Raw genomic sequence first — 14,258 nt, forward strand, 5'->3', positions numbered from 1 at the left:
ATGGCAATGGCAAACGTTTATGTACTGGATCACCCTTTGATTCAACATAAGTTGACCTACATACGTAAAAAAGAGACGGGGACGAAAGACTTTCGTGAGCTCGTGGATGAAGTAGCTGCTCTTATGGCTTTTGAAATCACACGCGATCTTCCATTGGAAGAAGTTGAAATTGATACGCCTGTTGTGGAACAGGCCAGAGCGAAAGTGCTGACAGGGAAGAAAATCGGCCTTGTTCCTATTTTACGTGCAGGCTTGGGTATGGTGGATGGAATTATACAATTGATTCCAGCTGCGAAAATCGGTCACGTTGGACTATATCGTGATCCTGAGACGCTGAAGCCGGTGGAGTATTATGTCAAACTTCCAAGTGATATCGAAGAACGTGAACTGATTGTCATCGATCCGATGCTGGCCACAGGCGGATCTGCCAATGAAGCAATCCACTCCTTGAAGAAACGTGGAGCACGCCAAATCCGCCTGATGTGCCTTGTAGCGGCGCCTGAAGGTGTAGAAGCTGTTCAGGCAGAGCACCCGGATGTTGATATCTACCTGGCAGCCCTTGATGAAAAACTGAATGAAAAAGGCTATATTGTCCCTGGTCTCGGCGACGCCGGCGACCGTCTATATGGCACGAAGTAAACGTACGGCTACTATTCCTCAACAGAAGGAGGGAGCACCATGGCAGAGCGAATTAAAGTAATGACCATTTTTGGTACAAGACCGGAAGCTATCAAAATGGCTCCGCTTGTATTGGAATTGAAAAAGCGCAGTGACGAGTTTGAGCCGATTGTAACAGTAACCGCTCAGCACCGCGAAATGCTGGATCAGGTGCTGACGATCTTTGACATCACTCCTGATTATGATCTGGATATTATGAAAGACCGGCAGACACTCGCCCAGGTAACGACGAGGGCGCTGGAAGGTCTGGATAACGTCATGAAGGAAACAAAGCCGGATGTTGTTCTGGTGCACGGAGATACGACCACAACATTCGCAGCTTCCCTTGCAGCCTATTACAATCAGATTCCTGTCGGGCACGTGGAGGCTGGACTTCGCACGTGGAATAAGTACTCGCCGTTCCCGGAAGAAATGAACAGGCAGCTGACAGGTGTCATGGCAGATCTTCATTTTGCTCCGACGAACAAGTCCAGGGATAACCTGATCGCTGAGAATAAATCAGAGGACCATATTTTCGTAACCGGAAATACGGCCATCGATGCACTGCAGACGACCGTCCGGGCAGATTATCAATCGGCTGTACTGGATGAAGTCGGCTCCAAGCGTCTTGTGTTAATGACGGCGCACCGCAGGGAAAACCTCGGTAACAATATGGAGCAGATGTTCAGAGCGATTAAGCGTCTCGTTCAGGAACACGAAGATATTGAAGTCGTCTATCCAGTTCATCTGAATCCAGTTGTCAAAGAAACGGCGGACAGCATTCTTGGTGATGATGACCGGATTAAATTGATTGATCCTCTTGATGTCATCGACTTTCATAACTTTGCTTCCCGTGCACATTTGATTCTGACCGATTCCGGCGGTGTGCAGGAAGAAGCACCGTCTCTCGGTGTACCTGTCCTTGTCCTTCGTGATACGACTGAACGCCCTGAGGGGATTGAAGCAGGTACGTTAAAACTTGCCGGAACAGATGAAGACCATATTTTCCACCTTGCTCATGAGCTTTTATCTGAAGATGAGAAGCATGAACAGATGGCGAAGGCGTCCAACCCTTATGGAGATGGACAAGCATCTGCGCGCATTGCAGAAGCCATCCAATATTATTTCGGCCGCAGGCAGGAAAAGCCGGCAGCTTTTGAAATTGACGAATAAAAAGGAAGCTGAGCTCATTCGAGCTCAGCTTTTTTTTATGGAAGTATAATCGTTCTTTACTGGCAGAAGCTATCATAAAAAGGAGCGCACCGTTATGAAACTTTTGGTTCCGATAATGTCTGTCTTCCTGATGGTTTCAGGCTTTCGTGCTCCGGAGCCCGATGAAGAGGTCACCATCATCATAGAGGTGGAACAGCCCGTGGCAGAGTTTGTTGATGAACTGGAGCGGACGTTTCCGAGGCTTGAAGTTGTCGCCCGATATGACACTCTGTTGAATGCCGCAGCCGTTAAGGGCCCGGTGAATGAACTTGAAAAGGCAGCGAGGATGGAAACGGTCAGGAACCAGCACGCTGTTACCCAGTATCAGACCCTCGCCACAGACGAAATCCCCTACTCCACCCACACTCTTCGTAACGAGATGCAGACTTCCTGTACAGGGAAGGGCGTGAAAGTGGGGGTGATTGATACCGGTGTGGATTACACCCACCCTGATTTAACGAAAAATTATCAGGGAGGCTACGACACCGTGGACTTTGATGATGATCCAATGGAAACAGAAGGAGAGGGTGCGACGATCCACGGCACACATGTAGCCGGAGTCATTGCTGCTGATGGGGAGATGAAGGGGATGGCTCCTGATGCTGATCTGTATGCTTATCGAGCGCTCGGTCCAGGAGGGATGGGAACGTCTGTCCAGGTCATCGCCGCACTAGAAGAAGCTGTGGAAGATGGTATGGACGTCATCAACCTTTCACTCGGGAATGATGTGAACGGTCCGGATTGGCCGACGACGCATGCTGTCAACAAAGCCGTTGAAATGGGAGCTGTCGTTGTAGCTGCCGCAGGGAATTCAGGTCCGGATGCGTGGACAGTCGGTTCACCGGCCACTTCCAGACTTGCCGTAACCGTCGGGGCCTCCTCTATGAAAACAGAAGTCCCAGCCCTGAAGATCCCTGGTGAAAAACAGAGTATAAACATCCAGACACTTTCCGGGTCTGTTCCCTGGTCGCTGAAAAAAAAGTATCCGGTCGTTTATGCAGGGACAGGGGAGAAAGAGGTGACTGATGCCCGTGGGCACATCGTCTTGTTTGAGCGTGGAGGGCTGCCTTTTTTCGAAAAAGCCTTAAAGGCGTATCAAGCGGGAGCGGAGGCTGTGCTCATCTACAATCATGAAGAGGGTTCATTCAGTGGCGGGCTGAATGGAAGCAGGATCCCGATTCCGGCAGCCTCGCTGACAAAGAAGGAAGGGCTGTGGCTGAAGGAAAAGGCCGTCGAGCAGAACCAATGGGTCGAAACCGTCATGCTTCCGGAGGATGAGCAAGTGGCTCCATTCAGTTCACGCGGGCCTGTCACAACAAACTGGGAGGTCAAACCTGATCTCCTTGCACCTGGTGTAGCTGTATGGAGTACAATCCCGGGCGGCTATACATCTCTGCAGGGCACGAGTATGGCCGCCCCGCACATTGCCGGTGCGGCAGCCTTGTTGAAGGAAGCGCATCCGGACTGGACGCCGAAAGAAATCAAGAGTGCGTTGGTAAGTACAGCGGATGTGATGGAGGGAAAAGGAGAGTCATTTCTTCCGACGGAACAGGGCGCAGGGGTATTTAATATGAAGGAAGCTCTTCAACCGCCGCTTCTTTTTCATCAGGAGGACATGGTCATTGGAAAAGTTGAAGGACGACTGGAGCGAAAAAACCTTGCATTAACCTTGGAAAACCGAACCGACGAAGCTGTAGAGGTCCGGTTTCAACAACCGGAGAGAAAACAGGGGGAGACATGGGAGCTGCCGCTGCCATTCCGTCTTGAAGGTAATGAAACAAAGGAAGTCAGCATAGGACTTGGGTTGAATGGATCGTTCCTGGACGACGGCGTGCAGGAAGGGTACGTGTCCTTTCAAGCAGGTGGGGTGCCTTACCATGTTCCTTATATGTACGTGAATCAGAAATCGACCTATGAATGGGTTTCAGGATTTGAGTTCACCCAAAGGTGGCCGGCTGGGGAAAAGGCCGAATACCGTTTTCACCTTTCGGATCCCGTGGATGGTATTGTTATTGACCTGTATCGTGCGGGGACGATGATGTGGGCAGCCACTCTTGTGGAGCTGGGGGAACAGGAAGCCGGCATGGTGGAAGGGGAAGTCTCTGTCAAGAATCAGGATCTGGCAGGGATGTATACAGCAGTGGTGGAAATTGTGCATGGCGGGGAGAAGGCAAGCTATGCTTTCCCTGTATATATAGAAGGGAATCGATAAAAAAAGCACCGCAGAACGAGGTTCTGTGGTGCTTATCTGTGGCTTTGGAATCGTGGTTATTTTTATGCAGGAAGATTGTGTCACAATTGTGACGGAAATGTGATCGAACGGTGTCAATCCTTTGTATTTTTAATCACAAACACATTGACATGAAACCACCCCTATTGTATTCTTACATAGTGTGGAATGATAAGGTTTTCATAGGTGACTTGCAGATGCCATCCTGAAAGTGGAAGGGAAGGAAATGATTGAAAAAATACGATCCTCCTTTTAAAGCGATGGCGCTGACCAGCAGTATTCTTTCCCAGCTTGCAGGCGGTCCGCTCGCAGGTGTTTTTTTAGGGAAATGGGTGGACAGTCACTATTCCACTGAACCCACATTCTTAATCATTGGATTATTCCTTGGGTTAGGTGCAGGTACATATGGAACCATTCATTTAGTACGGACGTATACGGGAGACGATTAACATGCAAGGATATCATCAGATGATTACCCGTCAGCGAAAATGGATGTTCTACCTTCTGGCATTATTTGTACTTGGTTGGGGGATTACCCCTTGGCAGCCAATTTTCCTTGGACTTCTGCTTGGAAGTGCATTGAGCTACTACAACCTCTGGCTCATGCAGAGAAAGATCCGCAAATTAGGAGAAGCTTCCTCAGACAACCGCTCCGTAAGAGGGATTGGCACATTTACGCGACTGGCTTCCGGCGCTTTAGCTGCAGTCATCGCCCTTCAATATGAAGAATATTTCCATTTAATTTCTGTAGTTCTGGGCTTAATGACAGCCTACATTGTCATTTTGATAGATTATCTGTTCAATAAATCAACAGTATAGCATGATGGAAGGCAGGTGAACAGTTTGAATCATGAAGCACCGATTTATGAGGATGCGTTTGGTATTGGTTGGCTGGATTTTAACTTATCAAACGTTCTGATGATGTTTGTCGCATCATTGATTGTCTTTATCCTCGGCGTAGCGGCAACACGTAACATGAAGCGTTATCCTAAAGGTTACCAAAACTTCATGGAATGGCTCATCGATTTCATTAAAGGGATCATAGGGTCCAACATGGACTGGAGGACAGGTAGGTTATTCCTGCCGCTTGGGTTGACATTATTCGCCTACATATTTGTGGCCAACATGCTTGGGGTCGTCACGAATGGTGTAGTAGGACACACTCTCTGGTGGAAATCTCCGACAGCAGATCCGGGTATCACATTAACCCTGGCTACCCTCGTCGTCGTATTGTCCCACTATTATGGCGTTAAGTTGAGAGGCGGGAAGGAATATGCCAAAGGCTTTGTCCGTCCGCTGCCATTCTTATTGCCATTTAAGATTATTGAGGAGTTCTCCAACACGCTGACACTTGGTCTGCGTCTTTACGGGAACATCTATGCTGGTGAAATTCTGTTGAGCTTATTGGTTGGATTGGCAACAACAGGCGTCGGCGGTTTCCTTGGTGCCACGGTACCGATGGTTGCGTGGATGGGCTTTAGTACGTTTATTGGTTTCATCCAGGCGTTTATTTTCGTTATGTTAACGATGGTCTACATGTCTCACAAGGTGAGCGAAGATCATTAATATAAAGCATCATAAACAAATTTTTTTAAAATATTGAGGAGGATTTTCATTATGGGTCTTTTAGCAGCTGCAATTGCAGTAGGTTTAGCAGCACTGGGTGCTGGTATTGGTAACGGTCTAATCGTAAGTCGTACAGTCGAAGGTATCGCGCGTCAGCCGGAACTCCGCAGTGCTCTTCAAACAACGATGTTCATCGGTGTTGCACTAGTCGAGGCGATTCCTATCATCGGCGTAGTTATTGCATTCATCGTAATGGGACAATAATCAGGACGAGTATATACGCTTTTGGCGAAGTTCAACTCAATCGATCTTCGCCTTTCCTTTATACTTTATGAAAACTTTATACCCGCAAGTCACAGGAGGAAAACTTCGACGGAAGCTGTACAGCCAGCGGAAGCCGGGTTTTTCGCTTGTCTAGCCTCAGCCATACTGGATGGGGACAGGCAGCTTTCGTGATGATTTGGTGTGGAGAGGAGTGAAAACTGTGCAAGGATTCGCAGCTAATCTGGTCCTCGGTGCTGAGGGAGGACTGTTAATCGGTGATATGATCGTTCAGCTTGTTTTCTTCCTTGGTCTTCTTGCCCTGTTAGGGAAGTTTGCTTGGGGACCATTGATGAAAATGATGAAAGATCGTGAAGATTATGTAGCCAATGAAATAAATACGGCTGAGAAAAGCCGTGAAGAAGCTCACCGTATGCAGCGTGAAGCTTCAGATGAACTGAAGGCCACTCGTCAGGATGCACAGAAGATTATCGAAGATGCTCGCAAGACGGCGGGAGAGCAGGAACGTGATATTCTCGATTCTGCCCGTGCGGAAGCTGAGCGCCTGAAGGAATCAGCGCGTCAGGAAATCGAGCAGGAGAAAGAAAAAGCCGTTCAGGCTCTTAAAGATCAGGTGGCAGGCATGTCTGTCATGATCGCTTCCAAAGTGATTGAAAAAGAACTTTCTGAAAAAGATCAGGAAGCTTTGATCAACCAGTATATCGATGAGGCAGGCGAGAAGCGATGAGTCAGTCGATCATTGCCCACCGTTATGCCGATGCTCTTTTTCAGCTGGGACAGGAAAGATCCAAGCTGGAGAAGTTTGAAACAGAACTGCAGACGCTGAAAGAAGTATTCCGAAGCAGTGAAGAGATCATCTCTTTTCTTAAGCACCCTCGTTTCTCCATCGATCAAAAGAAGACAATGATCGCCGAGTCTTTTCAGTCCTTCTCTGAAGAGATCGTGAACTTATTGAAACTTTTGGTGGAGAGACACCGTGAGGATATTATTCTGGATATGATCCAGGATTACATTCGGATGATGAATGATGCCAAAGGAATTGCAGATGCGGATGTCTACTCTGTCCGTCAGCTTTCCGAAGCTGAAAAACAGCGTATATCCGAATCTTTTGCACCGAAAGTCGGGAAGCAATCCTTGAACCTGACAAATATCGTAGACCCCTCCATTATCGGCGGCATCCGCCTGCGTGTAGGGAATCGCATTTTTGATGGTTCTGTCAGTGGAAAACTGCGCCGTATAGAACGGAAGCTTCTTTCCACGAACAATAGATGATAGGGGTGAAATCGCATGAGCATCAAAGCTGAAGAAATCAGTGCGCTGATTAAACAGCAGATTGAAAACTATGAATCAGATATAGAAGTCAATGATGTGGGGACTGTTATCGAAGTGGGTGACGGTATTGCCCGTGCTCATGGCCTTGATAATGTCATGGCTGGTGAGCTCGTTGAATTCTCAAACGGTGTCATGGGACTGGCACAGAACTTGGAAGAAAGTAACGTTGGTCTTGTCATTCTTGGACCATATACAGATATTAAAGAGGGCGATGAAGTACGCCGTACCGGTCGTATCATGCAGGTTCCCGTAGGTGAGGAACTGCTTGGCCGTGTCGTCAACCCGCTTGGCCAGCCGGTCGATGGTCTTGGCCCGATTGAAACTGGCAAAACCCGCCCAATTGAATCTCCTGCACCAGGAGTTATGGATCGTAAATCAGTAGATGAGCCGCTTCAAACGGGAATCAAGGCGATTGACGCCCTTGTACCTATTGGACGTGGCCAGCGTGAGCTGATTATCGGAGACCGTCAGACAGGTAAAACATCTGTAGCGATCGACGCGATCATTAACCAGCACGACCAGGATATGGTTTGTATTTATGTAGCCATCGGACAAAAAGAATCCACTGTCCGCGGAACAGTAGAAACGCTGCGCCGCCATGGTGCTCTTGATTACACGATTGTCGTTACAGCAAGTGCTTCCCAGCCTGCTCCACTCTTGTACCTTGCTCCATATGCTGGTGTATCCATGGGTGAGGAATTCATGTACAACGGCAAGCACGTTCTTGTTGTTTATGATGACTTATCCAAGCAGGCAGCTGCCTATCGTGAACTTTCCCTGCTTCTTCGCCGCCCGCCGGGTCGTGAAGCATTCCCGGGAGACGTTTTCTATCTGCACTCCCGTCTGCTTGAGCGTGCAGCTAAGCTTAGTGATGCCAAAGGCGGCGGCTCTTTGACAGCCCTTCCTTTCGTTGAAACCCAAGCCGGTGATATTTCGGCGTATATCCCGACGAACGTTATCTCCATCACGGATGGCCAGATCTTCCTTCAGTCGGACTTGTTCTTCTCAGGTGTACGTCCAGCCATCAACGCTGGTTTGTCCGTATCCCGTGTAGGTGGTTCAGCCCAGATCAAAGCGATGAAGAAAGTAGCCGGTACGCTAAGGCTTGACCTTGCTTCCTTCCGTGAACTTGAGGCTTTCGCCCAGTTCGGATCTGATTTGGATAAATCCACACAGGCGAAGCTGAACCGCGGTGCCCGTACGGTAGAAGTTCTGAAACAGGGTCTTCACCAGCCACTGGCAGTTGAAAAGCAGGTTATGATCATTTATGCCCTGACAAAAGGTTTCTTGGATGAAATTCCAACCGAAGACATCACACGCTTTGAAGCGGAATTCCACAACTGGCTGGATAACAACCGCAAAGAACTGCTTAGTCAGATCCGTGAAACAGGTAAGCTTGCGGAAGACGATGATATGAGCGGTGCTGTGAATGAATTCAAGAAAACATTCGTCGTTTCTGAATAAATGAATCATAGCAGGAAAGGGTGGTGAAACAGCGTGGCGTCCCTTAGAGATATTAAAGGCCGGATTACGTCTACCAAAAAGACGAAACAAATCACAAAGGCGATGGAAATGGTCTCAGCCTCTAAAATGAACCGTGCGGAACAGAATGCTAGAAATTATGTTCCGTACAGTGAAAAAATTGAGGAAGTTGTATCAAGCATCGCCCAGGGTGGTGGAGACGCAAGTCATCCAATGCTTGAAGCGCGTGATGTGAAGAAGACCGGTTACCTTGTCATCACATCGGACAGGGGACTCGCAGGTGCTTTTAACAGCAGCATTCTGCGCCGTGTCTACCAGCAGATCCGCAGTAAGCATACATCCGCTGATGAATATACGTTGATTACAATCGGACGTATTGGCCGTGATTTCTTCCGTAAACGTAATATGCCTGTCGATATGGATATTACAGGCGTGTCCGATCAGCCGGACTTTGCCGACATTAAGGACATTGCATCCAATACCGTTCAATTGTATACCGACGAACGGATTGATCAGCTCTATATCTTCTATAATCACTACGTCAGTGCGATCACTCAGGAAGTGACGGAGAAGAAAATTCTGCCATTGACGGATTTGAATACAGAAGGAAAAGCAGGACGGAGCTCTTATGAGTATGAGCCGAATCAGGAAGAAATTCTTGAAGTACTGCTTCCTCAGTATGCTGAGAGTTTAATTTACGGGGCTCTTCTTGATAGTAAAGCAAGTGAGCACGCAGCCCGTATGACAGCCATGAAGAGTGCGACAGACAATGCCGATGAGCTTATCGGGGATCTGACGCTCTCCTATAACCGTGCCCGTCAGGCTGCAATAACCCAGGAAATTACCGAGATTGTCGGCGGAGCCGCAGCCCTCGAATAGGAACTCTCGGATTTTTAAAAGTAAGTTAGGAGGGAAAACGATGAGTAATGGACGCGTAACCCAGATTATGGGACCCGTTGTTGACGTTACATTCGATGATGGACATCTCCCAGATATTAATAACGCGCTTCATGTTCGCTACGAAGCGAAAAATGAAAACGAAAAAAGCGTCGACCTTACTTTAGAGGTTGCCTTGCACCTAGGTGACAATACGGTTCGTACCGTTGCCATGTCATCAACGGATGGTGTCATGCGTGGAACGTCAGTAACAGATGCCGGTAAACCGATTTCTGTACCTGTCGGAGAAGTAACCCTTGGACGTGTATTCAACGTAGAGGGCGGAACCATCGATTTAGATGAGCCGCTTCCTGCTGATGTGCGTCGTGACCCAATCCACCGTGAAGCTCCTAAGTTTGAAAACCTTGCCACAGAGACTGAAATTCTGGAAACAGGAATTAAAGTCGTTGACCTTCTTGCCCCTTATGTTAAAGGTGGTAAGATCGGCTTGTTTGGTGGAGCCGGTGTAGGTAAAACCGTATTGATTCAGGAACTGATCAATAACATCGCTCAGGAACACGGAGGTATCTCTGTATTCGCTGGTGTTGGTGAGCGTACCCGTGAAGGAAACGATCTTTACTGGGAAATGACAGATTCTGGAGTTATTAAGAAAACAGCCATGGTATTCGGACAGATGAACGAACCGCCTGGTGCACGTATGCGTGTAGCCCTTTCCGGACTGACAATGGCTGAGTACTTCCGTGACGAGCAGGGACAGGACGTACTGTTCTTCATTGATAACATCTTCCGTTTCACGCAGGGTGGTCTTGAAGTGTCTGCCCTTCTGGGACGTATGCCGTCAGCCGTAGGTTACCAGCCGACGCTGGCAACGGAAATGGGACAGCTCCAGGAGCGTATCACATCAACGGATAAAGGTTCTGTAACGTCCATCCAGGCTATTTATGTTCCTGCCGATGACTATACAGACCCGGCCCCTGCGACAACATTCGCACACCTTGATGCGACGACGAACCTTGAGCGTAAGCTTTCCGAGCAGGGAATCTACCCGGCGGTGGATCCGCTGGCTTCTACTTCCCGCGCACTTGATGCGGATATCGTGGGAGAAGAGCACTACAATGTAGCCCGTGAAGTTCAGCGTACGCTTCAGCGTTACAAAGAGCTTCAGGATATCATTGCCATCCTCGGTATGGATGAGCTTTCTGATGAAGATAAACAGACCGTGTCCCGTGCACGTCGTGTCCAGTTCTTCCTTTCTCAGAACTTCCACGTAGCCGAGCAGTTCACCGGACAGCCGGGATCTTATGTCCCTGTTGCTGAAACGGTGAAAGGCTTCCAGGAAATCCTCGACGGTAAGTACGATGATATTCCTGAAGATGCCTTCCGACTAGTTGGACGCATCGAAGAAGTCGTTGAGAAATCAAAACAAATGCAATAAACAACTCTGAAGGTTAAGGTGCTCCCCATGGAGCATCTTACACCTTTTCATGAGATCGCCAAGGAGGAATACGTATGAGCACACTAACGGTGAGTGTAGTCACTCCTGACGGCCCGGTGTTGGAAGATGCATTTGAAATGGTAAGCTGTAAGGCAGAGAGCGGTGAACTTGGAGTCCTTCCGGGACATATTCCAATGGTGGCGCCTTTGACCATCAGTGCTGTCCGTCTAAAAGGCGAAGGTAGATCTGAACGAATTGCTGTCAGCGGCGGTTTTTTAGAAGTGCGTCCGGATAAAGTGACCATCCTTGCGCAGTCTGCTGAAAAACCAACGGATATAGATGCCGATCGTGCCCGTATGGCTAAAGAACGTGCAGAACGACGCCTTCAGGATAAGCAGGCCGACATTGATTTCCAACGGGCTGAAATGGCCCTTAAGCGAGCCATTAATCGTTTAGATGTTATTGAAAACAATTTTTAACTGCTTTCATTATGAGAGCAGTTTTTTTGTGAAAAGCTTAAGACAGTCAGATGGGTTGTCATTTCCCTGTAACTATGATGGAATATAGGGGATATTTTCGATATTCCCCGGGAAATACGATGGCTGCGGCTTTTTTGTCGTTATGTCCGTATGATTTAAGGACTGGTAGATGAAGGAGGGTGAATAGACATGGAACAATATTTTGCCGAAGAAGCACTGATGAGCATGACCTCCCATTTGATATTCATCATTATTACATGGCGAGCCCTGCAGTCAGTTAACTTTGATGCGTTCTTCCGAAAAAACCGCGTCTTTGAAGCAAGAGCTCTCCTTATTATAATCACGATTGCCCTTGGAACGACTGTCAGTAATTTTTTCCTCGACTTTCTGTCGTGGTCAAACAGTCTTGTGTACTTGTTTTAATGTCTAATGCTGTTAGGAATTGTATCGTATGATTGTGCCTGTCCCTGGTCAAACTGAAAGTAAGACGATGCTTGGGGAGGCATAAACATGTGGAAGAATATTTTGGCCGGTGTGCTGGCAGCTGCCATTGTAGGAACAGGTGCTTATCCACAGGAAATGACACAGGAGCAGGAACCGCTGATAATGTTTGCGTCATTTGCTGAGGATAAGCAGCTCAACGTAGAAGAATGGACCATGATGATGAAACGGAAGGTTCCCGCAGAACAATCCGGAGAAATCATGGAAAGGATTTTAGAGCAGGGGCAGCATCAGGAGGTTTCCCATGAGGAAACGGCACAGGCGGAAAAATGGATTGTCACAAACCGTCACAAAAATAAAAAGATCGTCGAAACATATAGTATGATTTCTCCCAGAAATATGAAGAACAAGGCAGAATTGGTTTATTCTATTCAGGGAGAGGGAACATCCTCTCTGACACAGGACTTGTTCCTTAGTGTGGAAGATGTAAAAAGTCGATATTTCTCTAAATCTGCTACAATTTTCTCTTGTCTAAAGGCCGTAAGCAATGGTATTATAGACGATGTTTTAGTGTATAAAAAATTCAAAGAAACTTTAGACGTAGCAACAATAGATGAAATCGACGAGAATGGCTGGACGAGCAGATCCGGCTGGACAGACAAATGGGCTCAGTCAATACCCTCAGGTAAACAATCAATGAATGTTCAATTCGCTACAAGAACTTTGGGCGGGGAGACAAACATCACTATTGGCACACCCATTATTACTGCTGAATATTAATAATAGTGAATATGGACGCGGAGGAGAATGAACCTTGGAAAAAATCATCGTCCGTGGTGGGAGGCAGCTGAATGGTACCGTCAAAGCTGAAGGTGCTAAGAATGCCGTACTGCCTGTCATCGCAGCAAGTATTATCGCAAGTGAAGGAAAGAGCGTACTACACGAAGTACCTACTCTAGCTGATGTATATACGATCAACGAAGTGATTCGACATATGAACGCAGATGTCAATATGGTGGGCAACACTGTCACGGTAGACGCCTCAGGTGAGCTGCTGACAGAAGCTCCAATCGAATATGTAAGGAAAATGCGTGCTTCTGTTCTTGTACTGGGACCACTTTTGGCCCGCTATGGCCATGCTAAGGTAGCCATGCCTGGCGGCTGTGCTATCGGATCACGCCCTATCGACCAGCACCTGAAAGGCTTTGAAGCCATGGGAGCTGATGTTACTGTAGGAAACGGGTATGTCGAAGCGGAAGTAAAAGGCCGTCTCAAAGGTGCAAAAATCTATTTTGATGTTCCAAGTGTAGGGGCGACAGAAAACGTCATGATGGCGGCAGCTCTTGCAGAAGGAACGACTACTTTGGAAAACTGTGCCAAAGAACCTGAAATCGTTGACCTTGCCAACTACTTGAACAAAATGGGCGCCCACATTGTAGGCGCAGGTACGGAAACCATCCGTATCGAAGGTGTGGAAAAGCTTTACGGAGCCGAACACACCATTATTCCGGACCGTATCGAAGCAGGAACCTTTATGGTAGCTGCAGCTATTACCGGCGGAAACGTTCTTGTACAAGGTGCTATGCATGAACACCTGAGATCCCTTGTCGCTAAGATGGAGGAAATGGGTGTAATCATCGAAGAAGAGGATGAAGGTCTGCGTGTTATCGGCCCTGATATTTTGAAAGCGACGGATATCAAGACGATGCCGCACCCTGGATTCCCGACAGATATGCAGTCTCAAATGATGGCTTTAATGCTGAATGCTACTGGCACGAGTGTCATTACAGAAACTGTTTTTGAGAACCGTTTTATGCACGTGGAGGAATTCCGCCGCATGAACGCAAGTATCAAAATCGAAGGACGCAGTGTAATCATTGAAGGACCATCCTCACTGCAGGGCGCAGAAGTAGCTGCGACAGACCTGCGTGCAGGTGCAGCCTTGATTCTTGCGGGTCTTGTTTCTGAAGGATACACAAGAGTGACAGAGCTTAAGCACCTGGACCGTGGATATGTAGACTTCGCAGAAAAATTAGCTCAACTCGGCGCTGACATCGAACGAGTGAAAGAAGAAGATGCCTACAGCGAAGAGCACGAACCAAGTGAATCTGTATCGACCTTATAATATACATTTTTACAGCCTGCCTGTTTCAATATATTTGAAATAGGCAGGCATTTTTTGTTCTATCATCTTCCATTTCTGGATACATTTTTAGTAGAGGATTTTACTATGTATACAGCCAGG

The 14,258-nt window shown here is 47.8% G+C and carries 16 protein-coding genes; all 16 read left to right on the plus strand.

Features of this window, described 5'->3' with window-relative positions; all coding sequences use genetic code 11:
- Window positions 1-6 precede the first annotated feature (6 nt).
- The 16 genes from upp (at window position 7) to murA (ending at window position 14,138) form a co-directional block, all read left to right on the plus strand.
- Entirely contained in the window at window positions 7-639 is a 633-nt protein-coding gene (gene upp, locus H615_RS0108360) for a uracil phosphoribosyltransferase (RefSeq protein ID WP_027954725.1), read from the plus strand.
- A gap of 39 nt (window positions 640-678) precedes the next feature.
- A complete protein-coding gene (gene wecB / locus H615_RS0108365; protein ID WP_027954726.1) occupies window positions 679-1,830 on the plus strand; it encodes a non-hydrolyzing UDP-N-acetylglucosamine 2-epimerase in 1,152 nt (383 codons plus the stop codon).
- A gap of 94 nt (window positions 1,831-1,924) precedes the next feature.
- Window positions 1,925-4,081, plus strand: a complete 2,157-nt coding sequence (locus H615_RS0108370; protein ID WP_027954727.1) for a S8 family serine peptidase — start codon at window positions 1,925-1,927, stop codon at window positions 4,079-4,081.
- A gap of 248 nt (window positions 4,082-4,329) precedes the next feature.
- Window positions 4,330-4,548: an AtpZ/AtpI family protein gene (locus tag H615_RS0108375; protein ID WP_027954728.1), complete on the plus strand. Its 219-nt coding sequence runs from the start codon at window positions 4,330-4,332 to the stop codon at window positions 4,546-4,548.
- Window position 4,549: 1 nt separating this feature from the next.
- Window positions 4,550-4,918: an ATP synthase subunit I gene (locus H615_RS0108380; protein ID WP_027954729.1), complete on the plus strand. Its 369-nt coding sequence runs from the start codon at window positions 4,550-4,552 to the stop codon at window positions 4,916-4,918.
- 24 nt (window positions 4,919-4,942) lie between these two features.
- On the plus strand, window positions 4,943-5,665 hold the full coding sequence (gene atpB, locus H615_RS0108385; protein ID WP_027954730.1) for a F0F1 ATP synthase subunit A: 723 nt from the start codon (window positions 4,943-4,945) through the stop codon (window positions 5,663-5,665).
- Window positions 5,666-5,716: 51 nt separating this feature from the next.
- Window positions 5,717-5,929 carry a F0F1 ATP synthase subunit C gene (atpE, locus tag H615_RS0108390; protein ID WP_014644824.1) on the plus strand — a complete coding sequence of 71 codons (213 nt, stop codon included), beginning with the start codon at window positions 5,717-5,719 and terminating at the stop codon, window positions 5,927-5,929.
- Between the two features lie 220 nt (window positions 5,930-6,149).
- Entirely contained in the window at window positions 6,150-6,674 is a 525-nt protein-coding gene (gene atpF / locus H615_RS0108395) for a F0F1 ATP synthase subunit B (RefSeq protein WP_027954731.1), read from the plus strand.
- Window positions 6,671-7,219 carry a F0F1 ATP synthase subunit delta gene (locus H615_RS0108400; protein WP_027954732.1) on the plus strand — a complete coding sequence of 183 codons (549 nt, stop codon included), beginning with the start codon at window positions 6,671-6,673 and terminating at the stop codon, window positions 7,217-7,219. Before atpF ends, H615_RS0108400 begins: the two co-directional genes overlap by 4 nt.
- 15 nt (window positions 7,220-7,234) lie before the next feature.
- Entirely contained in the window at window positions 7,235-8,743 is a 1,509-nt protein-coding gene (gene atpA / locus H615_RS0108405; RefSeq protein ID WP_027954733.1) for a F0F1 ATP synthase subunit alpha, read from the plus strand.
- Window positions 8,744-8,776: 33 nt separating this feature from the next.
- On the plus strand, window positions 8,777-9,640 hold the full coding sequence (locus tag H615_RS0108410) for a F0F1 ATP synthase subunit gamma (protein WP_027954734.1): 864 nt from the start codon (window positions 8,777-8,779) through the stop codon (window positions 9,638-9,640).
- A gap of 40 nt (window positions 9,641-9,680) precedes the next feature.
- On the plus strand, window positions 9,681-11,093 hold the full coding sequence (gene atpD, locus H615_RS0108415) for a F0F1 ATP synthase subunit beta (protein WP_027954735.1): 1,413 nt from the start codon (window positions 9,681-9,683) through the stop codon (window positions 11,091-11,093).
- A 74-nt stretch (window positions 11,094-11,167) separates the two neighbouring features.
- Window positions 11,168-11,572, plus strand: coding sequence for a F0F1 ATP synthase subunit epsilon (locus H615_RS0108420; RefSeq protein ID WP_027954736.1), 405 nt, complete (start codon window positions 11,168-11,170; stop codon window positions 11,570-11,572).
- 189 nt (window positions 11,573-11,761) lie between these two features.
- Complete coding sequence (locus tag H615_RS0108425; RefSeq protein ID WP_027954737.1) at window positions 11,762-11,995, plus strand: DUF1146 family protein; 234 nt, start codon at window positions 11,762-11,764, stop codon at window positions 11,993-11,995.
- Window positions 11,996-12,082: 87 nt separating this feature from the next.
- Window positions 12,083-12,793 carry a YwmB family TATA-box binding protein gene (locus tag H615_RS0108430; RefSeq protein WP_027954738.1) on the plus strand — a complete coding sequence of 237 codons (711 nt, stop codon included), beginning with the start codon at window positions 12,083-12,085 and terminating at the stop codon, window positions 12,791-12,793.
- 34 nt (window positions 12,794-12,827) lie between these two features.
- Complete coding sequence (gene murA / locus H615_RS0108435) at window positions 12,828-14,138, plus strand: UDP-N-acetylglucosamine 1-carboxyvinyltransferase (protein ID WP_027954739.1); 1,311 nt, start codon at window positions 12,828-12,830, stop codon at window positions 14,136-14,138.
- Window positions 14,139-14,258 lie beyond the last annotated feature (120 nt).

The organism is Halobacillus kuroshimensis DSM 18393 (assembly GCF_000425705.1).
GTDB classification, from domain to species: domain Bacteria; phylum Bacillota; class Bacilli; order Bacillales; family Halobacillaceae; genus Halobacillus; species Halobacillus kuroshimensis.

Excerpts from the sequence above, each read along its gene's own strand:
- upp (WP_027954725.1), top strand. The coding sequence starts at position 7 with ATGGCAAACGTTTATGTACTGGATCACCCTTTGATTCAACATAAGTTG.
- atpA (WP_027954733.1), top strand. The coding sequence starts at position 7,235 with ATGAGCATCAAAGCTGAAGAAATCAGTGCGCTGATTAAACAGCAGATT.
- H615_RS0108420 (WP_027954736.1), top strand. The coding sequence starts at position 11,168 with ATGAGCACACTAACGGTGAGTGTAGTCACTCCTGACGGCCCGGTGTTG.
- H615_RS0108400 (WP_027954732.1), top strand. The coding sequence starts at position 6,671 with ATGAGTCAGTCGATCATTGCCCACCGTTATGCCGATGCTCTTTTTCAG.
- wecB (WP_027954726.1), top strand. The coding sequence starts at position 679 with ATGGCAGAGCGAATTAAAGTAATGACCATTTTTGGTACAAGACCGGAA.
- atpE (WP_014644824.1), top strand. The coding sequence starts at position 5,717 with ATGGGTCTTTTAGCAGCTGCAATTGCAGTAGGTTTAGCAGCACTGGGT.
- H615_RS0108425 (WP_027954737.1), top strand. The coding sequence starts at position 11,762 with ATGGAACAATATTTTGCCGAAGAAGCACTGATGAGCATGACCTCCCAT.
- atpD (WP_027954735.1), top strand. The coding sequence starts at position 9,681 with ATGAGTAATGGACGCGTAACCCAGATTATGGGACCCGTTGTTGACGTT.
- H615_RS0108380 (WP_027954729.1), top strand. The coding sequence starts at position 4,550 with ATGCAAGGATATCATCAGATGATTACCCGTCAGCGAAAATGGATGTTC.
- H615_RS0108430 (WP_027954738.1), top strand. The coding sequence starts at position 12,083 with ATGTGGAAGAATATTTTGGCCGGTGTGCTGGCAGCTGCCATTGTAGGA.
- H615_RS0108370 (WP_027954727.1), top strand. The coding sequence starts at position 1,925 with ATGAAACTTTTGGTTCCGATAATGTCTGTCTTCCTGATGGTTTCAGGC.